This is a genomic window from Pseudomonas sp. SDI, from assembly GCF_003105155.1.
Lineage (GTDB): Bacteria > Pseudomonadota > Gammaproteobacteria > Pseudomonadales > Pseudomonadaceae > Aquipseudomonas.
In genome coordinates this window covers 41,374-63,748 of the sequence record NZ_QETK01000024.1, presented here as the reverse complement: position 1 = coordinate 63,748, position 22,375 = coordinate 41,374, and the positions used below count along the sequence as shown (strand labels likewise).

Sequence of the window (22,375 nt, the reverse complement as noted above, 5' to 3'; positions counted from 1 at the left end):
GGCTGGTGTTTCTTCTGCCAAGGTGTCCAACCGTGAGTGCGAACAACCCGCTTCTGCAGTCCTATGACCTGCCGCCCTTCTCGGCAATCCGCGCCGAGCACGTGCTGCCGGCGATTGAACAGATCCTGGCCGACAACCGTACCGCCATTGCCGAGATTCTCAAAAACCAGGGCCAACAGCCGACCTGGGCTGGCCTGGTGCTGGCGATGGACGAGCTTAACGACCGCCTGGGCGCCGCCTGGAGCCCGGTCAGCCACCTCAATGCGGTGTGCAACAGCGCCGAGCTGCGCGAAGCCTATGAGTCCTGCCTGCCGGCGCTGAGCGCCTACGCCACCGAGCTGGGGCAGAACCGCGAATTGTTCCAGGCCTACGAGGCCCTGGCTGCCAGCGACGAAGCCGCCGGCTTCGATGTGGCGCAAAAGACTATTCTCGACCACGCCCTGCGCGATTTCCGCCTGTCGGGTATCGACCTGCCGGCCGACCAGCAGAAACGCTATGCCGAGGTGCAGAGCAAGCTGTCCGAGCTGGGCAGCCGCTTCTCCAACCAGCTGCTCGACGCGACCCAGGCCTGGACCAAGCACGTTACCGACGAATCGGCACTGGCCGGCCTGACCGATTCGGCCAAGGCGCAGATGGCGGCCGCGGCCGCGGCCAAAGGCCTCGACGGCTGGCTGATCAGCCTGGAGTTCCCGAGCTATTACGCGGTCATGACCTACGCCAGCGACCGTGCGCTGCGCGAAGAGATCTACGCCGCCTACTGCACCCGCGCCTCCGATCAAGGGCCGAATGCCGGCACATTCGACAACGGCCCGGTGATGCGCGAGATTCTCGACCTGCGTCAGGAGCTGGCCACGCTGCTTGGCTACGCCAACTTCGCCGAGCTGAGCCTGGCAACCAAAATGGCCGAGTCCAGCGACCAGGTGCTGAGCTTCCTGCGTGACCTGGCCACGCGCAGCAAACCGTTCGCCGCCCAGGACCTGGCTCAGCTCAAGGCGTATGCCGCCGAGCAAGGCACCAGCGACCTGCAAAGCTGGGACAGCGGCTACTTTGGCGAGAAGCTGCGTGAGCAGCGTTACAGCGTTTCCCAGGAAACCCTGCGCGCCTACTTCCCGATCGACAAGGTGCTGTCCGGCCTGTTCGCCATCGTTCAGCGCCTATACGGCATCGAGATTGCCGAGCTGAAGGGCTTCGATAGCTGGCACCCGGATGTGCGCCTGTTCGAGATCAAGGAGCACGGCGAGCACGTCGGGCGCTTCTTCTTCGACCTGTATGCGCGCGCCAACAAGCGTGGCGGCGCCTGGATGGACGGCGCCCGCGACCGTCGTCGTACCGAGGCTGGCAGCCTGCAGAGCCCGGTGGCGAACCTGGTGTGCAACTTCACCCCGGCCGCGCCCGGCAAGCCTGCGCTGCTGACCCACGATGAAGTGACCACGCTGTTCCACGAGTTTGGCCATGGCCTGCATCACCTGCTGACCCGTATCGAGCATGCGGGCGTGTCGGGCATCAACGGCGTGGCCTGGGATGCGGTCGAGCTGCCGAGCCAGTTCATGGAAAACTGGTGCTGGGAGCCTGAGGGCCTGGCGCTGATTTCCGGGCATTACGAAAGTGGCGAAGCGTTGCCGCAGGATCTGCTGGAGAAGATGCTGGCGGCGAAGAACTTCCAGTCCGGGCTGATGATGGTGCGCCAGCTGGAGTTCTCGCTGTTCGACTTCGAACTGCATGCCAGCCATGGCGATGGCCGCAGCGTGCTGGAAGTGCTCGAAGGCGTGCGCGACGAGGTGTCGGTGATGCGTCCACCGGCGTACAACCGCTTCCCGAACAGCTTTGCGCATATTTTTGCTGGCGGTTACGCGGCCGGTTACTACAGCTACAAGTGGGCTGAAGTGTTGTCGGCGGACGCGTTCTCGCGGTTCGAGGAAGAAGGTGTGTTGAATGCCGAGACGGGCCGCGCGTTCCGTGAAGCGATTCTGGCGCGGGGTGGTTCGCAGGAGCCGATGCGGCTGTTCGTCGACTTCCGTGGGCGTGAGCCGTCGATCGATGCACTGTTGCGCCATTGTGGTTTGAGCGAGGAACAGGCGGCATGAGCAAGACCAAGAAACGCTTCATTGCCGGGGCGGTCTGCCCGGCGTGCAGCGAGCCGGACAAGCTGATGATGTGGAACGAGGAGGGTGTTCCGCACCGTGAGTGCGTGGCGTGCGGGTTCAGCGACACCCTCAATGAGCAGGGGTTGTCGGTGCCCAAGGAATTGGGCACTCGGGTTAACCAGGCGCAGCCTGCGGCGGCGAAGCCGAGTGTGCAGACGGTGCAGTTTTTCCCCAATCCGAAGTTGAAGAAGCCGGCTGAGTGACATCGGTGGGGTCTCATCGCGGGCTCGTCCCGCGATGAGGCCCGTCAGGCCGCCACCATTCGTGCCTCGCTGATCTTCAACCCAGGCCTCAGATACAACGCCAGCACCAACAACAGCAACACCCCCAGCCCCATCGCCACCCACGCCTGCTGCAAGCTCGACGAGTGATCACGGATCAGCCCAGCCACATACGGCATGGTACTGGCGATCAAATACCCACCGCCTTGTACAAACCCCAGCAACGCCCCGGCACTCGGCGCATCCACGGCATGGTCGATGGTCACGATCAATGACAGCGGGAACAACGCCCCGATCCCCAGCCCCAGCAACAACGCCGCCCACAACGCCAATGGCAACGGCGCCAGGATCAGACACGCCAACCCCGCCAGCAACAGCAGCAACACCACAATCAGCGGCACCCGGCGGTCCGGGAACTTGCCGATGCAGAACGACACGATCAACCCGGCCACCACCTCGGTAAGCGTCAACGCACCCAGCAGGTAACCACTGTCCGAAGCACTCCAGCCCAGTTGCACGTAAAACGGCGGCAACCACGCCAGCACCAGTGTGTACGCCCCGGTGCCAATGCCGAAGAACACCATCAGCAACCAGGCCCGCGCCGAACGCAACGGCAGCGACACCGCCGCCTTGCCCGCCGAAGTGCTCGCCCGCGTTGCGCACAGCACCCACACCAGCACCCCGAGCAACGCCGGCAGCGCCGCCAGGGCCAGCGTCGCCGACCAGCCGCTACCTTGCGCCAGTGGATACGCCGAAGCCGCCGCAATCGCCGCACCGCCCATGATTCCGGTGGTGAAGATGCCCATCAGTTGCCCGGCACGCTGTGGGTAATGGCCTTTGATGTAAGCCGGCATCAAGGCCTGCACCAGGGCGATCCCGGCGCCGCCAAGGCCGGCGGTCAGGATCAACCCGGCGGCATCGTTGAACACCCAGCGCAGCGCACACGCCACGCCAATGATCGCCAGGCCCAGGCCCACCCCGCGGGTTTCGCCGAGGTTGCGCTGCAACCAGGCGCCGCTCAACGCGCAGATGCCCATGGCCACCACCGGCAGCGTGGTCAGTAACCCGGCACCGCCGCTACTGAGGCCCGTGGCCTGCTGGATGTCGGCCAGCAGCGGGCCGATGGCGGCGAGGATCGGCCGCAGGTTCAAGCCGACCAGCAAAATGACCAGAATCACCCAGCCGTGAGAGACCGGGCTTTGTGCAGTGGGATTTTTCATGGCAGTCCTTTACACGGAAAAAGAGGTGAGCGGCGAACCCGCCGCGTGCGTAGTGCCGAGGAAGCCGACCAGCGTACGGTTGAACTCATCGCTGGCCGACACGTTGAATACGTGTCCGTCGTTGGCAATCCCCACGCATTCGCTGTTGGGGATCATCGCGGCGATCTGCCGGGAGATGCGCCGCGGGCTGATGCGGTCCTGGTCGGCATAGGTCACCAGGGTCGGCCGGCGGATCGAGGCCAGCTCGGCCTCGACGTTGTAGCCGCGCAAACCGGCGCACCAGTGCAGGTGATTGCTGTGGTTGTCCTTGGCTGCCTGCGCGTGCCAGGCCTGATAGGCCGCCAGGCCCTGGGCGGTGTCCATGAAGCGCTCGCCCACCAGCAGCGGCCAGGTCGCTTCGAAGCGCTTCAGGCAACCATGCGGCTGGGCCAGGGCCTGACACCAGTCGTCGAGCATGCCGCGATCGTTGGGCGTGTCGAGGCGGTAGAAGGTCCCGGCCACCACCAGCCGATTGACTACCTCGGGCGCGGCGATGGTCAGCTCCAGAGCCACCATGCCGCCCAGCGACAGGCCGACGATATCGGCGCAGTCCAGGCCCAGATGTTCCAGCAGACGGATGATCGCCTTGGCCTGCATGGCCGGCGACATCGGCGCCTGCAGGCCGGCCGAGGCGCCATGCCCGGCCAGGTCCGGGACGATTACCCGGTAACCGGCGGCAAGCAGCGCCGGCACTTGTTGCAGCCAGGCGCGGCCGGTGTTGCCCAGGCCGTGCAGTAGCACGACCGGATCGCCCTGGCCGAAATCGGCGTAGTAATACTCTTGCTGGTCGTGGAAAAAAAATGACATGCCAGTCTCCCGTCGTCGTCCTTGATGAAGCGCGTCGCCAAAATAACTTAACGTTAAGATACATGGTAGTCATAAAAGTGCAGTACACGGATTGGACGGCGCCGTGGCCTGGCGCATAGGCTTGTCGACTTATCGACAAAACCAGGCAAGAGGTGGCAGTTGGACGATCATGTGGATTTCGTCGTGGCCCAGTGGCAGGCCGCGATGCCCGAGCTGGATGCCTCGACCATGCTGGTGTTCGGGCGTATGTCGCGGCTGATGAAGCATCTGGAGAAAATGCGGGCCGACGCGCTGATGACCTTCGGCTTCAAGGAAGGCGAGTTCGATGTGCTGGCCACCCTGCGCCGTTCGGGCCAGCCCTATCGTTTGTCACCGACGCAGTTGTACCGTTCGCTGATGGTCACCTCGGGGGCGATGACCAACCGCCTGATGCGCCTGGAAAGCGCCGGCTTGATTGCCCGCGTGCCCGACCCGCATGATGGGCGCAGCCAGCACGTCGGCTTGACGGCGCAGGGTCTGGCGCTGATCGAGTCGGCTGTGGGCGTGCACACGCAGATTCAGGACGTGGCGCTCGGGGCATTGGCGCCGGAGCAGCGTGCCCAGCTGGCCGAATTGCTCAAGCAGGTGATGCTCAGCCTGCCGGGTGAAGTGGTGCCCAGCTAAGCGGCGTCAGCAACGGAATGCGGTATTACCAACCAGGGAGAGGCGTGTGCTTCATAGCAATTATCTGAAACAGCTGGACCTGCAGGACATCGTGGTATTCCTCAACCTGTTCGAGCACCGCAGCGCCAAGCGCACCGCGGAAATCATGAACATCAGCCAGCCCACCGTCAGCTACTGCCTCAAACGGCTGCGGACCTGTTTCGACGACGTGCTGTTCGCCTCCTCGCATGGCGTGCTTACCGCCTCGACCAAGGCCGAGAAGATCAACCCATACCTGCGCATGGTGGTCGAGTCGGTGAACCGCTGCGCCGAGGACATCAACGCCGAGGGCATCTCCAGCATCGCCAAGGTCTGGCGTATCTGTGCGCCGGAATATTTCGAGCTGTCGCTGATGCCTACGGCCTTGCAGCGGTTGATCCGCAACAACCCGAACGTCTCGCTACATGTCGACCGGCTCAGCCGCGACCTGCCGGTCGACCGCCTGCTGTCCGGCGATATCGACCTGACCATCGGTTTCGGTCCCGGTTATCACCAGATGCACCCGGAGCTGGAATGGGAGCCGATCCTTACCGACAGCTTCGTCTGCCTGACCAGCATCCGCCGCAGTAGCGACGAGCCGAACCTCAGCGTCGACGAGTTCTGCTCGATGCCGCAGGTGTTCCCTACGCCGTGGATCTCGGAAAAGAACATGGTCGACAGCTGGCTGGAGAAGATCGGCCGCTCGCGCATGGTGGTGGCCCGCGCCAACACCTACCACGCCTGCCTGAACATCATCTCGACGCTGCCGGCGACCCTGGCCCTGCCCTCGCGGCTGGTCAAGCTGCTGACCATCCCCGAGGGCGTGCAGGTGTTCGAGCCGCCGCTGGGCTTTCCGACCTTCACCCTCGACATGATCTGGTGCCGCGAGCGCAAGGGCAGCCAGGACCTGCGCATGCTGCGCGAACTGATGCAGGCGGCGGCCGCCGAAAATAATCCGTAATACGCTTTTTAATTGCCGCAACAGGTTGTTTTAAAACCGGTTTTAATTTTTCCGAATGCATTTCGAAATGTTAAAACCACCCCCCATGGGTTTTCCCCTAACTTGATCGTACTCGGTGCAGCCGCGCCGAATATCGATCAAGGAGGAACGAACCCATGTCTGCGAATACTGCGCAAACCGTTATCCACAATTACTTCCGTAACCCCACCCCAGGTTATGGTTTCGAGTGCATCTACTCGGTATCGCCGGCCACCAAAGTGACCGAGTCGGTATCCACCCAGGAGTTGTACGCCGACCTCGCCCACAGTGGCATGGTGGTGTACCGCGACTTCGGTGACGGTTTGCAGGAATTCAACGATTTCGTCAGTGCGCATTCGTCGAAAGTTACTTTCGACCCTGCGCGTACCGCGTCCACTGCCAACACCGCGGAAATCAATGCCGGCCTGCTGGAAATGGGCCTGCACCGGGAAAATGGCAACCTGCCGTTCAACCCCGACCTGCAATGGTTCTACTGCCTGGAAGAAGCCCGGGTCGGTTCGGAAACCACCATGTGCGACGGCCAGCGCGTGTTGTTCGACCTGAGCCCGGCGACCCGCCGCCTGTTCGAGAACAACCGGATCAAATATGCCCGGCGCATTCCCTGGGCGAATGTGCGGCGGTTCCTCAGTGTGGAACTGCAACTGCCGTTCGAACAGATCACCGACGAACACCTGCAACAGGTTAACGACATGGTCGAAGGGCAAACTTACCGGCGCATCGACCAGAACCTGATTTATACCGAGCTTAAAACCTCCGCGATTGTGCGCAGTTGCTTCTCCAAGCGCCTGAGCTTCTGCAACTCGATGCTCGGCCCAAGTGTGAACTACGAGCCGCCGCGTATTACCTGGGAAAATGGCGAAGATATTGCCATGGACATCTGGGACGAAATCAAGGACGTCACCGCGCGCAACACCTACGACCACTTCTGGAAGAAAGGCGACATCGTGGTGATCGACAACAGCCGGGTCATGCATGGCCGGCGCAAGCTCGAAGACACCGGCCGCCGGATCTTCGGTGCGCAAAGCTACCGTCTGGAGGGGGCACTGTGATGATCTCCACACTGATGCTCGACTACCTGGCGACCAGCGCCGACCGTGACCTGATCCGTGAAATGAATGGCCGCAGTTATCGCCTGAGTGAGCTGCGCGACGATGTCGAGCGCATCGCCAACGGCCTGCAGGCGATCTTCGGTTCCTGCGACCGGCTGGTGTTCGGCATTGCCATGCGCTCCAGCTACGAATGGGTCAGCACCTTGCTGGCGATCCAGAAAGTCGGCGGTGTGCTGCTGCCAGTGCCGATCGAATTTTCCGACGACCAGATCGGCAGCCTGCTGTCCAAGGCCAGCGCGATCTTCGTTCGCGACGAACAGACCGGCCAGCGTATCTCGCGCATTCTGCCGGGCAAACCGTGGCTGCTGCCGTCGAACATCGAGCAGTTGCGCGGCACCCTGGAAGGCGGCGAGCGCATTGCGCCGGGTATCGTCTCGGTTATCCACACCTCGGGCACCACCTCCAAACCCAAGGGCGTGATGATCCGCGACGAAGCGGTCGGCCTGCTGGTGGAGAACGTGCTCAAGCGCCTGCCGCCGCAGCCGCTGCACTACTTCTCGATCGTGCCGATGAGCCTGCTGATCGAGCAGGTGCTCGGGGTGTTCATCCCGATCCTCTCCGGCGGCAGCCTGACGCTGATGCCCGAAGGTGTGCCGGAATACGGCTCGGCCTCCGGCAATGCGCGGCACTACCTGGAGCTGATCGCGCCGAACAACCCGAACTTCCTCTACCTGCCGCCCAAGCTGCTGGAAGAGGCCGACGGCCTGCTCGACCCGGTCGGCGCCACCGCGCTGTTCGGGGTGAACAACCCGCACATCATCACCGGCGGGGCGAAGATCCCCCTGGCCACCCTGGAGTCGCTCGACCGCAAGGGCATTGAGGTGTACGAGGCCTACGGCCTGAGCGAGAACAGCTCGATCATCTCGCTGAACTACCCGGGCCAACGGCGCATCGGCTCGGCCGGCAAGCTGCTCGACGGGATCATTCCAAAATTCGTCGACGGCGAACTGCTGGTCGACACCCCGACGCTCTGCGCCGGCTACTACAACGCCGACGACACCGCCTGCGACCTGTCCGACGGTTACCTGCATACCGGCGATATCGCCGAGATCCGCGACGGTTTCCTGTACATCACCGGGCGCAAGAAGCACGTGATCATCCTGTCCACGGCGCGCAACATTTCCCCGGAATGGGTCGAGACGATCTACAAGGAAAGCCCGCTGATCGACGACCTGATCGTTATGGGCGAAGGCCGCGACGAGCCGGCGGCGATTGTCCTGAGTCAGGCCAATCACGCCGATGTGGTGGCCGAGCTCAAGCGCCTGGAACATCGCCTGGCGGACTTCGCACGGATCCGCCGCTTCGAATTGATCAACGACATCGAGCAGTTCCGCAGCGATTTCTACACCGTGACCGGCAGGCCACGGCGCAAGGAAATCGAAGCGGCCTACGCCGATTCGCTGTACCAGGCCTGAGGATCGCCCCATGTATATCGTCCGCAGCTTCTACCCAGGCCGCCCTGGCTACCGCTTGTTGCAAGAGACCGTGCGCAGCCACTACCTGACGCACTTCGACGCCAACCCGCTGCCGCGTCCCGATCAGTTCGTCTGCCTTACCGGGCAGGACGGCGCCGCGCCCGGCTACGCCTGCGCCGGCCTGACCTACGGCGACAGCGGCCAGCTGTTCAGCGAGCGTTACCTGGATAAAGGCCTGGACGAGCTATATGGCGTCGAGCGCGCGCAGATCCTCGAAATCGGTGCCTTCTCGGCGTTCCAGCCGGGTGCCGGGCGCTTCCTGCTCTCCAAGCTGCTGCGCACCCTGGCCTTGCAGAACTATCAGCTGGTGGTGATGACCGCGACAGAAAAGGTCCGCGAGCTGTTGCGCCCGCTGATCGTCGACTTCGCCGACCACGGCCCGGCGCAGTTGCACCGGGTGCAGACGGCTGAGGTGGACTGGGGCAGCTACTACGACCACGACCCGCGCGTGGTGGTGTTCAGCCTTGGCACCGAGGTGGTGGACCAGCAGCGCAACCCGTGGATGGCGGTGGCACGGCCCGTCGCAAACACCGGGCTGGCCTTCGCGGCCAGCGCCTAATAAAAACGGGCAGGGTCGGCCAGGTGCCGGCCCTGCTCTCCAGACGCCTGGTGACCTTATGTCGCAAAACAAGCGCTACGAAAACTTCATCGTGTTTCTTGCCCCGTTCATCAACAGTGTCGGCGGCATTGCCATCGACCTCTATGCACCGAGCATTCCTTCCATTGGCCGTGAGCTGGCGGCCAGCCCCAGCCTGATGCAGAACACCATCACCATCACGTTGATCAGCTATGCCATCGGCCAACTGTTCTTCGGCATCATGGCCGACTCCCGTGGGCGCAAGTCGGCGGTGATTCTCGGCCTGCTGATGTTCATTGCCGGCAGCCTGCTGGCGACCTTCTCCACCTCCATCGAGATGCTGTTGCTGGCGCGAGCGCTGCAAGGCTTCGCCATCGGTTCGTGCCAGGTGGTGGCGCGTGCGCTGCTGGTCGACAACATCAAGGGTGAACGCTTCGGCGTGGCGATCATCTACCTGAGCCTGGCCTTCGGTCTGGGCCCGGTGATCGCGCCGTTCATTGGCGGCAAGGTCGAGGAATGGCTCGGCTGGCGCTACAACTTCGTGCTCTACAGCCTGTATGGGCTGGCTGTGCTCGGTTTTGTGCTGGGCGGGCTGCGCGAGTCGCTGACACCGGAGAAGAAGCGCACCGCCGCGCAAACCATCCGAGGCTACAGGTCGGTGATCACCGACGTGCGCTTCATGTCTTCGGTGATCATCATCGGCGGCAGCTTCTCGGCCTTTCTGATGTGGAACGTGATCGGCCCGTACATCGTTCAGGACAAGCTTGGCTACAGCGCTTCGTTCTTCGGCTCGACGGCGTTGGGCGTGGGCGTGTGCTACCTCAGCGGTACCCTGCTCAATCGTGCCCTGATCAAGCGGGTGGCCAGCGAGCAATTGATGAAATCCGGGGTGGCGCTGTTCGTGCTGGGGATCGCGGTGATGCTGGTGACGCCGCTGGAGCTGACCCTGTGGAGCGCGTTGCTGGGGGTGATGATCGTTGCCTTTGGCCAGGGCTTCATCTTCTCCAACGCCATGGCCCGTTCGATGTCGCTGTTCCCGGACCGCGCCGGGGTGGCGGCAAGCCTGCAGGGCTGCCTGATGCTGGTGTTCGGTTCGATTGCCTCGGGGCTGGCGAGCTATGTGCCGAGTGAGAGCAACTGGCAGATTGCCGGGATCTTTGCGGCGCTGCTGGCGCTGTCGCTGGTGGGCTTCGTGCGCATGCAGCAGGCCTATCGGCATGCGTTGACCTGACGGATCGCATCGCGGGACGAGTCGTTCCGCGATGCGTTTTGGCGGTGCTAGATAGCTAGCCCCCAGCCCCACGCACAAATCCTGAAAGTGACGCGCCCTTCATCACGTCAGGAGTCCCCCATGAGCGACAACCCCCTGCTGCAACCCTTCGAACTTGCCCCTTACGACCAACTGCGCATCGAGCACCTGCTGCCGGCCATCGGCCAGGTCATTGCCGCCAACCGCCAGGCCTTGCAGCGCATCGTCGCCAGCCAGGCACACCTGCCGACCTGGGACGACCTGGTCAAGGCGGTCGACGCCCTCGATGCACGCCTGAACCGCGTCCTCTGCGCGATCATCCCGCTGGCCAACCGGGGCTCACCCTGGAGCGAGGCGGTGCACGAATGCTATTTCCTGAGCGAAATCTACCGTGTGGAAAAAGAGCAGAACGTCGAGCTCTACGCGCTCTACGACCGCCTTGCTGCCAGTACCCACGGGCAGAACCTGAGCGTCGAGCGCAAGGCGGTCCTGGCGCAGTTGCGGCACAGCTTTCGGATCAGTTGCGGCACCCTGTCGCCCGCCGAACGCGAACGGCTGGCCGACTTGAAGGCCCGCATCCTCGTCCTGGAGGGCGCCTTTGGTGCCAACCTCGGTGTGGCAGCGCAACGCACCCTTGCGGTCAGCGACCCTCGGCGCATGGCTGGTGTGCCAGCGCTGGAGCTGGCGGCGATGGCGCAACTGGCCGCTGCCGAAGGCCGCGAGGGCTGGCTGATTCCGCTGCGCGAAGATACCTGCCAGGCCGTGCTGGAATACGCCGAAGACCGCACCTTGCGCGAGGAGGTGTACCGCGCTTTCCATGCCCGCGCCAGCGAACTGGACCCGGGGCCGGACAACGCCGTGGTACTGCACACCCTCGCCACCCTGCGCCATGAGAAGGCGCAGATCCTCTCGTTCGCCAGCTTCGCCGACCTCAGCGTGGAGCGTAAAACCGCCGACTCGGTGGCTCAGGTACAGCAGTTCCTCGACCAGTTGCTCACCCAGGCCCGACCGCTGTTCACGCGCTTGCGTCAGCGTCTGGAAGCGCTGAATGGCGGCGCCCTGCAGCCCTGGGACGTCGCCTACCAGCTGCGCGCCGCAAACCAGCGCTCGGCAGGCGTGTCGGCCGAGCAGTTCCGCACCTTCTTTCCACTTCATGGCGTGCTGCAGGCCATGCTGGCGCTGGCGCGGCAGCTGTTTGCCGTGGACATTGTCCACAACCCGGAACTGCCGACCTGGCATGCCGATGTGCAGGTTTACGAGGTGTCGCAGGACCATGCCCTGCTTGGCTACCTGTACATCGATGCGCTGGGTCGGCAGCACAAGGACGATGCTGTCTGGACCCTGCGCATGTGGAACCGGCACAGCGATGCCGAAGGGGTTTTCCACAAGGCTGCCGCCGTGCTGATCTGCACGGTGCGCCAGCCGCCGGAGGGGGAGCCGGCGTTGGTCAGCCATCTGGAACTGCGCAAGTTGCTCCACGAGTTCGGCCATTGTCTGCATCAATTTCTCGTCAGCCACAGCGAGTACAGCCTCACTCGCCTGGAGCGCCTGGGCGAGGACGGCTCGGAGTTTCCCGCCGAAACCCTGGAGCGCTGGGCCTGGTCGGCGCCCTGGCTGGCGAGCATCAGCGCCCATTACCAGCATGGCGAAGCCGTGTCGCAAACGCGTCTGGAAGGCTTCCTGAAAAACCGGCGGCAGCAGGAGTGCCTGCGCCTGGCGCGCGAGTTGGCGGCCTCGCTGTTCGATCTGCGCCTGCACCAGCAGGCGCCTGCCGAGGGTGTCCGCGCGCTCGCCGAGGCGGTGTACAACAGCGTGCTGCCGTGGCCATTGGCTGACTTCGAGCGGCCGGCCAGTGCGTTGGATCATCTGGTTACCGGCTATGAGGCGGGCTACTACTGCTACCTGTGGTCGCGGGTGCATGCGCTGGATGCTTTCGAGCGATTCGAGCAGGAAGGCTTGAGCAACCGCGCCACGGGCAAGGCGTTCGAGCAGGCGATCTTCGCGCCGGGCACCTTGCGCCCGTTGTCTGAGGGCTTCATCGCGTTTCGCGGGCGGCCGGTTAGCCTCGAACCGTTCCTCAGCTGGCATGACGCCGGCTGAGCAGTCGTCGCCCGCCGAGAAGGCCTTCGGCCTTAACGCCGGCAGGCCAGGCTTCTAGCGTGAGCAACCCGAACAGCCAACGCACCAGGAGTGCCCATGGACGACCCGCAAACCCCAACCCCGTATGCCGAACAGATCGAGCGGCTCGAAGGTCTGATCTACCTGCTCAAGGATGGCCGCGAAATACCGCTGCGCCTGAGCCGTTACAGCGACAAGTTCCACGGCGGCGTGGTCCCGGAGGATGACTGGCTGCAGGTCGGCGGCGACAAGCGGCCGCCAGCGCTGGCCTTCACCTGTATTGCGCAGACGGCAGAGCGTCTGCACTTCAACATCGGCGGCACCGGCAAGGACGCGCAGAAGAAGCTCGGTATCAGCCGCAATGGTTACCTGGGGCTCTACTACAACGCTGAGGTCACGGATTTCTGGAAACTCGAACCGCTGAAATGGACCGAAAAGGGCCTGATGTGCCGCTGGCGCGACCATCGCGGCCACACGGTCAAGGCGCTGCCCGATCGGCCTCACTACGAGCCGGGGGTGTTTCATTACCTGAACGTTGAACTGGGCGAGGAGTGCGAGTTTCTGCTGGTCAGGGTGAAGTGACCCTGGGTGGTAGTTCGTCGCCTCGACTGGCGCTGCGCCGAGCATTCTTATACTGTATATTTATCCAGTATAGAGGTGCTCCTCATGGTCACCCCCCCTCCCGTGCGCGGTCGTGGTACCGCGCACAATCCACACAACCGCTTCGCGCCGAACCGCTCGCTGGCCGAAGACGATGGCTGGTACCAGGAAGCCCCGCTGACCCAGGGCACCGAGGTACGGCTGGAAAGCGCGAAGACCATCATCACCCGCAACAGCTCGCCCGACCTGCCCTTCGACCGCTCGATCAACCCCTATCGCGGTTGCGAGCATGGCTGCATCTACTGCTACGCGCGGCCCAGCCATGCCTACTGGGATCTCTCGCCGGGCCTCGATTTCGAAACCAAGCTGATCGCCAAGACCAACGCGGCCGAGGTGCTGGAGCAGCAACTGTCGAAGCCCGGCTACGTCTGTGCGCCGATCAACCTTGGTTCGAACACCGACCCCTACCAGCCCATCGAGCGCGAGCAACTGCTCACCCGCCGTTTGCTGGAAGTGCTGCTGCGCTATCGGCATCCGGTCACCCTCATCACCAAGGGGGCGCTGATCCTGCGCGATCTCGACCTGCTCAGCGAGTTGGCCAAGCAACGGCTGGTGTCGGTGATGATCAGCCTGACCACCCTCGACGACGAACTCAAGCGCACGCTCGAACCCCGTGCAGCGGCGCCCAAGGCGCGCTTGCGGGCGATCCGGGTGATGCGCGAGGCGGGGATTCCGGTGGGCGTGCTGTGCTCGCCGATGATCCCGATGATCAACGACAGCGAGCTGGAACAGTTGCTGGAGGCCGCCAGCGCCGCCGGTGCACTGAATGCCGGGTACATGCTGCTGCGCCTGCCGCTGGAGGTGGCGCCACTGTTCGAGCAGTGGCTGCACGATCACTACCCGCAACGCGCCAATCATGTGCTGAGCCTGATCCGCCAGAGCCGCGGCGGGGAAATCTACGACAGCCGCTTTGGCAGCCGCATGCGTGGCGAAGGTGTGTTTGCCGACCTGCTGGCGCAGCGTTTCAGTAAAGCCGTGCGCCGCCTGGGGCTCAACCAGCGCGAGGATTATGCCCTTGATTGCACTGCATTTTGTCCGCCCGGGCAGCAGCTTTCGCTGCTCTGAAACAAGTACTCGATAGTGGCTATTAGTGTTTTTTTGCTAGTATCCAGAATCCACTTCAAAGAAACCGGAAAGCCCGTTCTAGAGCCTTCTGATGCAGTTTCGGCGCAGTGTCGCACGCTAGTTTCAGCGCTCAATCCAGCGCGACTGTGATCTATGCAGCGCGTCCGTCATCCAACAAGCGATGCCTGAACCGTTACCGGTAATATGGATCTACTTTCGAACCGTCATAGAGGATGAATCATGCCAGAAGAAAAAGAACCCTCTCCGACCGGCCCGGCTGTTGCAGCCGAGAGTGCCGATGCCGCGTTGAAGCATATCGTCGACGGCTTTTTGCATTTTCACCATGAAGTCTTCCCGCAGCAGGAAGAGCTGTTCAAGAAACTCGCCACTGCGCAAACCCCACGGGCGATGTTCATTACGTGCGCCGACTCGCGCATCGTTCCCGAACTGATCACCAACAGCTCGCCAGGCGACCTGTTCGTGACCCGTAACGTCGGTAACGTGGTGCCGCCCTATGGGCAGATGAACGGCGGCGTTTCCACTGCCATCGAGTACGCCGTACTGGCCTTGGGTGTGCAGCACATCATCGTCTGTGGGCACTCGGATTGCGGCGCCATGCGCGCGGTACTCAATCCGCACACGCTGGAGAAGATGCCGACCGTACGCGCCTGGCTACGCCATGCCGAAGTCGCCCGTACCGTGGTGGAAGACAACTGCCATTGCAGCGACGAGCACGCCAGCATGCAGGTGCTGACCAAGGAAAACGTCATCGCCCAGTTGCAGCACTTGCGCACTCATCCTTCGGTTGCCTCGCGCCTGGCAGCTGGCCAGTTGTATATCCACGGCTGGATCTACGACATCGAAACCAGCGAAATCACCGCCTATGACGCGGTCAGTGACGCCTTCCTGCCGCTGACGGCTGGCCAGCCGATTCCCTGCGCTACGCCGAAGGGCCGCTACTAGCCCTGACGCTTCCTGAACATCACCGAGGGGTGGGTGCGTACTACGGTAGGCGTTGGGGCATGAGGTTAGGCCGCTGGTGAGGCTAGCGCAGGCCGAGCCCGCTCCCACAAGGGCTCCGCAACGCCTGTGGGAGCGGGCTCGTCCCGCGATGTTCTTTGAACGTTTACGCCGGCTGATCCAGCTCCAATCCGACCCCCAGCTGCCGCGACAGGCACGGCCAGCGCTTCCACGCCGCCCCGGTGTCCGGGCTGGTCAGTTTGTCGCGGTAGGCTTCCACCGACTCCAGGGCAAAACTCTCTTCATTGAGCATACTGTCCACCGAGTGGTGCACCACTTCGTCCAGCTGGTTGGCAAAGGCCTCGCCGATCAACTGATGGGCGATCAGGTTAGCCAGGGTCGTGTCCAGCGGAATCAATGGCTGCTGGAAATGCTTGATGTACAGGTCGTTGACTTCCTCGACCAGCCGATGCGCCAGGTACGCTTCGTCCAGCAGGCTCTCCAGGCCGACATGACCATTCATGATGTCCGGGGGCTGGAGGAAATAGGCTTCGGCGATCTTCAGTACGGGTTTGATCTGCGACTCGATACCGGCTTCAAGCGCCACCTCATGGGCAGCCTCGAGCATCTCCGGGACCTGATCGATATAAGCGGCAACAAAGCGGGCCAACGTGCCCTGGGCGTCCTTTTCCGGCAACTGAATCGTAGGGTGCAAGTGCGGCAATTGCTGCGCGAGTTGCGCTTTCAACTGGCCATGGCTGGCTTCATGCTCGTGGGCTTTGGTGATTTGATCGCGCACTGCGGCGATGTTCATGACAACTCCAAGGACAAGGGATGACAAACGAAAGACATAAGGTAGCCTGCTTCTGCAAAAGCTTAAGACGCATTTGTAATAACTCCTATGCACTAAATCGCACGAAAGCTATATCGAAGTGCCATCATTGCTCCCGCGCCTATGTCTTACAAGGCCTCAAGCGTAAGGCTTATCCCTGAATGAGCGATTTTCGGCAGCGCGTTGCGTGGTCCGGGTCGCTGTCTATACTCCGCTTTGAAAGTGATTGGCTGATGAGGCCCACCTGCTGTTCAGCAGGGGCTCGTCGTCAAAGTTCGCCGTCTTGACGCCGTACCCTTAGCCGTAGGTCCACGCCTCCGGGATAACAAGAACGATAAGGGGAACCCGCAATGATGCGACATCCACACGTCTGGATGGGCCTCCTGTTGTGGTCGCTATTCACGCCGGCGCAAGCCGCCTGGACGGTGAACATGGCACCAGGGGCGACTGAAGTCAGCAACGCCGTGTTCGACCTGCACATGACCATCTTCTGGATCTGCGTGGTGATCGGCCTCGTGGTATTCGGCGCGATGTTCTGGTCGATGATCGTCCACCGCCGCTCCACTGGCCAGCAGCCGGCGCATTTCCATGAGCATACCTGGGTCGAGATCATGTGGACGGTGGTACCGTTCCTGATCCTGGTGGCGATGGCGATCCCGGCAACCAAGACCCTGATCGATATCTACGATGCCAGCGAGTCGGACGTGGATATCCAGGTGACCGGCTACCAGTGGAAATGGCACTACAAGTACCTGGGCCAGGACGTCGAGTTCTTCAGCAACCTTGCCACCCCCGCCGAGCAGATTCATAACAAGGCCCCTAAAGACGAGCACTACCTGCTCGAAGTCGACCAGCCGCTGGTGCTGCCGGTCGGCGCGAAAGTGCGCTTTCTGGTGACCGCCGCCGACGTTATCCACTCCTGGTGGGTGCCGGCCTTTGCGGTCAAGCGCGATGCCATTCCCGGCTTCGTCAACGAGGCCTGGACCCGCGTCGAGAAGCCCGGCATCTATCGCGGTCAGTGCACCGAACTGTGCGGCAAGGACCACGGCTTCATGCCGATCGTGGTCGAGGTCAAGTCCAAGGCCGACTACGACACCTGGCTGGGCGAACGCAAGGCCGAGGCCGCCAAGCTCAAGGAGCTGACCAGCAAGGAATGGACCCTGCAAGAGCTGGTGGAACGCGGCGACAAGGTCTACCACACCACCTGCGTCGCCTGTCACCAGGCCGAAGGCCAGGGTCTGCCACCGATGTTCCCAGCGCTCAAGGGCTCGAAGATCGCCACCGGGCCGAAGGAAGGTCACCTGAGCATCGTCTTCCACGGCAAACCCGGCACGGCCATGGCCGCCTTTGGCAAGCAGCTTTCGGAAGTCGACATTGCCGCCGTCGTCACCTACGAACGCAACGCCTGGGGCAACAACAAGGGCGACATGGTTACCCCTAAGGACGTGCTGGCGATCAAGCAGGCGGAAAGCAAATGAGCCAGCCCAGCATGCGTTCTCGCAACGGGCGCGGAGCCGATGCCCGCGCCGTTCACCCGATTGCAGGAGACAGGACATGAGTGCAGTGATCGACGACCACGGTCATGCCGGCCATGACCACGCCCACGGCCCGGCCAAGGGCTTGATGCGCTGGGTGCTGACCACCAACCACAAGGACATCGGCACGATGTACCTGTGGTTCAGTTTCTGCGCCTTCCTGCTCGGCGGCTCGTTCGCCATGGTGATCCGCGCCGAGCTGTTCCAGCCCGGCCTGCAGATCGTCGAGCCGGCGTTCTTCAACCAGATGACCACCCTGCACGGTCTGGTGATGGTCTTCGGCGCGGTGATGCCGGCCTTCGTCGGCCTGGCCAACTGGATGATCCCGCTGATGATCGGCGCGCCGGACATGGCCCTGCCACGGATGAACAACTTCAGCTTCTGGCTGTTGCCGGCAGCGTTCCTGCTGCTGGTGTCGACTCTGTTCATGCCCGGCGGCGGGCCGAACTTCGGCTGGACCTTCTACGCCCCGCTCTCGACCACCTATGCGCCGGAAAGCGTGACCTTCTTCATCTTCGCCATTCACCTGATGGGCATCAGCTCGATCATGGGCGCGATCAACGTGATCGCCACCATCCTCAACCTGCGCGCCCCGGGCATGACCCTGATGAAGATGCCGCTGTTCGTCTGGACCTGGCTGATTACCGCGTTCCTGCTGATTGCAGTGATGCCGGTGCTGGCCGGGGTGGTGACGATGATGCTGATGGACATCCACTTCGGCACCAGTTTCTTCAGCGCCGCTGGCGGCGGCGACCCGGTGCTGTTCCAGCATGTGTTCTGGTTCTTCGGCCACCCCGAGGTGTACATCATGATCCTGCCGGCGTTCGGCGCGGTCAGCTCGATCATCCCGGCGTTCTCGCGCAAGCCGCTGTTCGGCTACACCTCGATGGTCTACGCCACCGGGGCGATTGCCTTCCTCTCGTTCATCGTCTGGGCGCACCACATGTTCGTGGTCGGCATTCCGGTGGTGGGCGAGCTGTTCTTCATGTACGCGACCATGCTGATCGCCGTGCCCACCGGGGTTAAGGTGTTCAACTGGGTCAGCACCATGTGGGAAGGTTCGCTGACCTTCGAGACGCCGATGCTGTTCGCCATCGCCTTCGTCATCCTGTTCACCATCGGCGGCTTCTCCGGGCTGATGCTGGCCATCGCCCCGGCCGACTTCCAGTACCACGATACCTATTTCGTGGTAGCGCATTTCCACTACGTGCTGGTGCCGGGGGCGATCTTCGGGATCTTCGCCTCGGCCTACTACTGGCTGCCGAAATGGACCGGGCACATGTATGACGAAACCCTCGGCAAGCTGCATTTCTGGCTGTCGTTCGTCGGCATGAACCTGGCCTTCTTCCCGATGCACTTCGTCGGCCTGGCCGGCATGCCGCGGCGGGTACCGGACTACAACCTGCAGTTCGCCGACTTCAACATGGTCTCGTCGATCGGCGCGTTCACCTTCGGTGCCACGCAGATCTTCTTCCTGTTCATCGTCATCAAGTGCATTCGCGGCGGCAAGCCGGCTCCGGCCAAGCCGTGGGATGGCGCCGAAGGGCTGGAATGGTCGGTGCCGTCGCCGGCGCCATATCACACCTTCCAGACCCCGCCGGACGTGAAATGAACCGCCAGCTCTGGAGGCTGCAGCCATGAGCGAAGGGCTCTCGATCAAGCGTCTGGTGCTGCGTCTGCTGGTGCTGACGGTGGTGATGTTCGCCTTCGGCTTTGCCCTGGTGCCGATCTACGACGTGATGTGCAAGGCCTTCGGCATCAACGGCAAGACCGGCGGGCAGTACGAGGGCACCCAGGTCAGCGACCCGTCGCGCACGGTGAAGGTGCAGTTCATGTCGACCAACGCCAGCGACATGGTCTGGGATTTCTATTCCAGCGCCGACCAGATCGACGTCAACCCAGGGGCGGTGAACCAGATGATCTTCATCGCCCGCAACCCCACCGACAAGCCGATGACCGCCCAGGCGATCCCGAGCATTACCCCGGCCGAGGCGGCGGCGTATTTCCACAAGACCGAATGTTTCTGCTTCAGCCAGCAGGTGTTGCAGCCGGGTGAGCGCATCGAAATGCCGGTGCGCTTCATCGTCGACCGCGACCTGCCCAAGGACGTGAAACACCTGACGCTTGCCTACACGCTGTTCGATATCACCGCTCGCCAGCCGCCGGTGGCCCACGTCGCCAGCGCCACTGCCGAGAGCGCCCGATAAGGAGAACAATTCATGGCCCAACACCAGCACTACTACGTACCGGCGCAGAGCAAGTGGCCGATCATTGCCACCATCGGCATGTTCATCACGGTATTCGGCCTGGGCACCTGGTTCAACGACCTCAAGGCCGGGCGCGATTCCCATGGCCCGCTGATCTTCTTCGTCGGTGCGCTGTGCCTGGCCTACATGCTCTTCGGCTGGTTCGGCGCGGTGATCAAGGAAAGCCGCGCCGGGCTCTACAGCCCGCAGTTGGACCGCTCGTTCCGTTGGGGCATGTCGTGGTTCATCTTTTCCGAAGTGATGTTCTTCATCGCCTTCTTCGGCACCCTGTTCTATGTGCGCCACCTGGCCGGGCCGTGGCTTGGCGGCGAAGGCGCCAAGGGCGTGACGCACATGCTCTGGCCGAACTTCCAGTTCAGCTGGCCGCTGTTGCACACCCCCGATCCGACACTGTTCCCGCCGCCCAAGGACGTGATCGACCCGTGGCACCTGCCGCTGATCAACACGATCCTGCTGGTGAGCTCCAGCGTGACCATCACCATCGCCCACCACGCCCTGCGCAAGGGCCATCGCGGCCCGCTGAAGTTCTGGCTGGCGCTGACCATCCTGCTTGGCGTGGCGTTCCTCATCCTGCAGGCCTACGAGTACCACGAGGCCTACACCGAACTGGGGCTGACGCTGGGTTCGGGGATCTACGGCGCGACCTTCTTCATGCTCACCGGCTTCCACGGTGCGCACGTGACCATGGGCACGCTGATCCTGTTCGTGATGCTGATGCGCATCCTGCGTGGCCACTTCGACGCCGACAAACATTTCGGCTTCGAGGCGGCCAGCTGGTATTGGCACTTTGTCGATGTGGTGTGGGTTGGCCTGTTTATCTTCGTGTACGTGCTGTAGGCACTTTTACCAGGGGGCGTGGGACACCAGTTGGCCGCTGTAGAAACCCCAGGTGATCAAGGCCAGGGTCACGGCGGCGAGGCTGACCCGCACGGTGAGGGCCTTGAGCAGGCGGGTCGAGTGTCCGTCGTCCTTGACCAGGAAAAACAGGCCGCTGAACAGGCTGGCGACCGTGGCCAGCAGCATCAGGACAATCGCGGCTTTGAGCATGGCGGTACTCCGGGGGGATGCGATGACTTTCAGTATAGCGACTGACCTTGGAGCGGCCGGATGAGGCCGTTTCGCCCTGGCCTGGGGCCAACCCTGGTGGTGTGTCTGTTGCTGCCGGGGTTGATTGCGCTGGGCTGCTGGCAACTGAGCCGTGCCGAACAGAAGCGCGAGCTGCTCGCCACCTACGCCGAACGCCAGGCCGCCGCGCCGCTGGCCAGCGTGCAGTTGCTACAGGACACCGACCCGGCCTATCGCCGCGTGCATCTCTACGGCCGCTTCGATGCCGCGCACAGCCTGCTGCTGGACAACCGCCAGCGCGACGGCCAGGTCGGCGTCGAGTTGCTGCAACCGTTCCTCGACCAGCCCAGCGGCCAGTGGCTGCTGATCAACCGCGGCTGGCTGGCCTGGCCCGACCGGCGCACGCCGGTGCGCTTCAGCACCCCGGCCAGCGTCCTGAGTCTGGACGCCTGGGTCTACGTGGCACCCGGTAGCACCTTCCAGTTGCAGGCCGACCCGCAAGGTGGGCAGTGGCCGCGCCTGCTCACCGCCATCGACGCCGCGCAGCTGTGGCCACAACTGGGCCGCGAGGGCTTTGCCCATGAGCTGCGCCTGGAGCCTGGCCCGGCCAGCCTGCGCCTGGCGTGGCCGGTGGTTGTCCTGGGCCCGGAAAAACATCTGGGCTACGCCGTGCAGTGGTTTGCCCTGGCGTTGGCCCTGTTCGCGCTTTACCTCTATTTCGGCTGGCACAAGAACAAGGAGAAAAACCATGGGAGCCGTCATGAATCCGCCCAGCACCTCTAATGCGGCGGCGCCGCACGGACGTTTGCGCGGGCGCCTGCAACTGATCCTGATCCTGCTGGTGGCGCTGGGGCCGATGATCCTCGCCACGGCGATGTACAAATTGCAGTTCTGGGTGCCGGACAGCCGCAATTACCACGGCGAGCTGATCGGCGACGGCCAGACCCGCGCCGACCTTGGCATCCCGGCCAGCGAAGCACGTTGGCAGTTGCTGGTGAGCACGCCCAAGGACTGCGGCGTCGATTGCCAGCAGCTGGTGTACCTGGCGCGGCAGATCCAGATCGGCCTGGGCCGCGACGCCAGCCGCGCCAGTCACGCGTTGGCCGCCGCACAACCGCTGAGCGCCGACTACCAGGCCAGGCTCGAACGCGAGTACCCGCAACTGCAACGCTACCCGCTGGACGTGCCGCGCTATGACGCCTTCACCGGCCACAAGCAGGACGCGCAACTGTGGATTGTCGACCCGCACGGCAACCTGGTGCTGCGCTACGACGCGCGGATCAAGGGCAAGGACGTGCTCAACGACCTGCGCCACCTGCTCAAGCTGTCCAACATCGGTTAGGAGCGCGCC

General features: G+C 63.2%; 22 protein-coding genes. 18 read left to right on the top strand and 4 right to left on the bottom strand.

What is annotated here, in order from left to right; translation table 11 throughout:
- Positions 1-32 precede the first annotated feature (32 nt).
- Positions 33-2,084, top strand: coding sequence for an oligopeptidase A (prlC, locus tag DCO48_RS16590; RefSeq protein WP_177410621.1), 2,052 nt, complete (start codon positions 33-35; stop codon positions 2,082-2,084).
- Entirely contained in the window at positions 2,081-2,347 is a 267-nt protein-coding gene (locus tag DCO48_RS16585; RefSeq protein WP_116551698.1) for a YheV family putative zinc ribbon protein, read from the top strand. The genes prlC and DCO48_RS16585 overlap by 4 nt, the downstream gene beginning before the upstream one ends.
- 44 nt (positions 2,348-2,391) lie before the next feature.
- On the opposite strand, the gene DCO48_RS16580 is transcribed toward DCO48_RS16585, so the two are convergent.
- On the bottom strand, positions 2,392-3,585 hold the full coding sequence (locus DCO48_RS16580) for an MFS transporter (protein ID WP_116551697.1): 1,194 nt from the start codon (positions 3,583-3,585) through the stop codon (positions 2,392-2,394).
- Positions 3,586-3,594: 9 nt separating this feature from the next.
- Positions 3,595-4,431: an alpha/beta fold hydrolase gene (locus DCO48_RS16575; RefSeq protein ID WP_116551696.1), complete on the bottom strand. Its 837-nt coding sequence runs from the start codon at positions 4,429-4,431 to the stop codon at positions 3,595-3,597.
- 159 nt (positions 4,432-4,590) lie between these two features.
- On the opposite strand from DCO48_RS16575, the gene DCO48_RS16570 reads away from it, so the two are divergent.
- From DCO48_RS16570 to DCO48_RS16525, 10 genes are all read left to right on the top strand, one after another.
- Entirely contained in the window at positions 4,591-5,094 is a 504-nt protein-coding gene (locus tag DCO48_RS16570; protein ID WP_116551695.1) for a MarR family winged helix-turn-helix transcriptional regulator, read from the top strand.
- A 46-nt stretch (positions 5,095-5,140) separates the two neighbouring features.
- Entirely contained in the window at positions 5,141-6,073 is a 933-nt protein-coding gene (locus tag DCO48_RS16565; RefSeq protein WP_116551694.1) for a LysR family transcriptional regulator, read from the top strand.
- A gap of 155 nt (positions 6,074-6,228) precedes the next feature.
- Positions 6,229-7,161 carry a TauD/TfdA family dioxygenase gene (locus DCO48_RS16560; protein WP_116551693.1) on the top strand — a complete coding sequence of 311 codons (933 nt, stop codon included), beginning with the start codon at positions 6,229-6,231 and terminating at the stop codon, positions 7,159-7,161.
- Entirely contained in the window at positions 7,161-8,636 is a 1,476-nt protein-coding gene (locus tag DCO48_RS16555; RefSeq protein WP_116551692.1) for an AMP-binding protein, read from the top strand. Before DCO48_RS16560 ends, DCO48_RS16555 begins: the two co-directional genes overlap by 1 nt.
- Before the next feature lie 10 nt (positions 8,637-8,646).
- Entirely contained in the window at positions 8,647-9,255 is a 609-nt protein-coding gene (locus DCO48_RS16550) for a thermostable hemolysin (RefSeq protein WP_116551691.1), read from the top strand.
- Between the two features lie 58 nt (positions 9,256-9,313).
- Positions 9,314-10,504, top strand: a complete 1,191-nt coding sequence (locus DCO48_RS16545; RefSeq protein WP_116551690.1) for a multidrug effflux MFS transporter — start codon at positions 9,314-9,316, stop codon at positions 10,502-10,504.
- A 120-nt stretch (positions 10,505-10,624) separates the two neighbouring features.
- Positions 10,625-12,622 (top strand): M3 family metallopeptidase, encoded by a 1,998-nt coding sequence (locus DCO48_RS16540; protein ID WP_116551689.1) that lies wholly within the window; start codon positions 10,625-10,627, stop codon positions 12,620-12,622.
- Positions 12,623-12,718: 96 nt separating this feature from the next.
- Complete coding sequence (locus tag DCO48_RS16535) at positions 12,719-13,222, top strand: hypothetical protein (protein ID WP_116551688.1); 504 nt, start codon at positions 12,719-12,721, stop codon at positions 13,220-13,222.
- A gap of 84 nt (positions 13,223-13,306) precedes the next feature.
- Entirely contained in the window at positions 13,307-14,365 is a 1,059-nt protein-coding gene (locus tag DCO48_RS16530) for a PA0069 family radical SAM protein (RefSeq protein WP_116551687.1), read from the top strand.
- Between the two features lie 240 nt (positions 14,366-14,605).
- A complete protein-coding gene (locus DCO48_RS16525; protein ID WP_116551686.1) occupies positions 14,606-15,328 on the top strand; it encodes a carbonic anhydrase in 723 nt (240 codons plus the stop codon).
- 163 nt (positions 15,329-15,491) lie between these two features.
- Here the strand turns inward: DCO48_RS16525 and DCO48_RS16520 are convergent, their stop codons facing one another.
- Positions 15,492-16,139, bottom strand: a complete 648-nt coding sequence (locus DCO48_RS16520) for a hypothetical protein (protein ID WP_116551685.1) — start codon at positions 16,137-16,139, stop codon at positions 15,492-15,494.
- 368 nt (positions 16,140-16,507) lie between these two features.
- Here DCO48_RS16520 and coxB point away from each other — a divergent pair, with 368 nt between their 5' ends.
- From coxB to DCO48_RS16500, 4 genes are all read left to right on the top strand, one after another.
- Positions 16,508-17,635, top strand: coding sequence for a cytochrome c oxidase subunit II (gene coxB, locus DCO48_RS16515; protein WP_116551684.1), 1,128 nt, complete (start codon positions 16,508-16,510; stop codon positions 17,633-17,635).
- 76 nt (positions 17,636-17,711) lie between these two features.
- The gene (ctaD, locus tag DCO48_RS16510) at positions 17,712-19,304 is read left to right on the top strand and encodes a cytochrome c oxidase subunit I (RefSeq protein WP_116551683.1); all 1,593 of its coding nucleotides are present in this window, start codon (positions 17,712-17,714) and stop codon (positions 19,302-19,304) included.
- Between the two features lie 25 nt (positions 19,305-19,329).
- Entirely contained in the window at positions 19,330-19,899 is a 570-nt protein-coding gene (locus DCO48_RS16505; RefSeq protein WP_116551682.1) for a cytochrome c oxidase assembly protein, read from the top strand.
- A 12-nt stretch (positions 19,900-19,911) separates the two neighbouring features.
- Positions 19,912-20,796: a cytochrome c oxidase subunit 3 gene (locus DCO48_RS16500; RefSeq protein ID WP_116551681.1), complete on the top strand. Its 885-nt coding sequence runs from the start codon at positions 19,912-19,914 to the stop codon at positions 20,794-20,796.
- A 6-nt stretch (positions 20,797-20,802) separates the two neighbouring features.
- On the opposite strand, the gene DCO48_RS16495 is transcribed toward DCO48_RS16500, so the two are convergent.
- A complete protein-coding gene (locus DCO48_RS16495; RefSeq protein WP_116551680.1) occupies positions 20,803-21,006 on the bottom strand; it encodes a twin transmembrane helix small protein in 204 nt (67 codons plus the stop codon).
- A 60-nt stretch (positions 21,007-21,066) separates the two neighbouring features.
- Between DCO48_RS16495 and DCO48_RS16490 the strand changes: the two genes are divergently transcribed.
- Positions 21,067-21,807: an SURF1 family protein gene (locus DCO48_RS16490; protein WP_116551679.1), complete on the top strand. Its 741-nt coding sequence runs from the start codon at positions 21,067-21,069 to the stop codon at positions 21,805-21,807.
- Positions 21,773-22,366, top strand: a complete 594-nt coding sequence (locus DCO48_RS16485; protein ID WP_116551678.1) for a hypothetical protein — start codon at positions 21,773-21,775, stop codon at positions 22,364-22,366. Before DCO48_RS16490 ends, DCO48_RS16485 begins: the two co-directional genes overlap by 35 nt.
- Positions 22,367-22,375 lie beyond the last annotated feature (9 nt).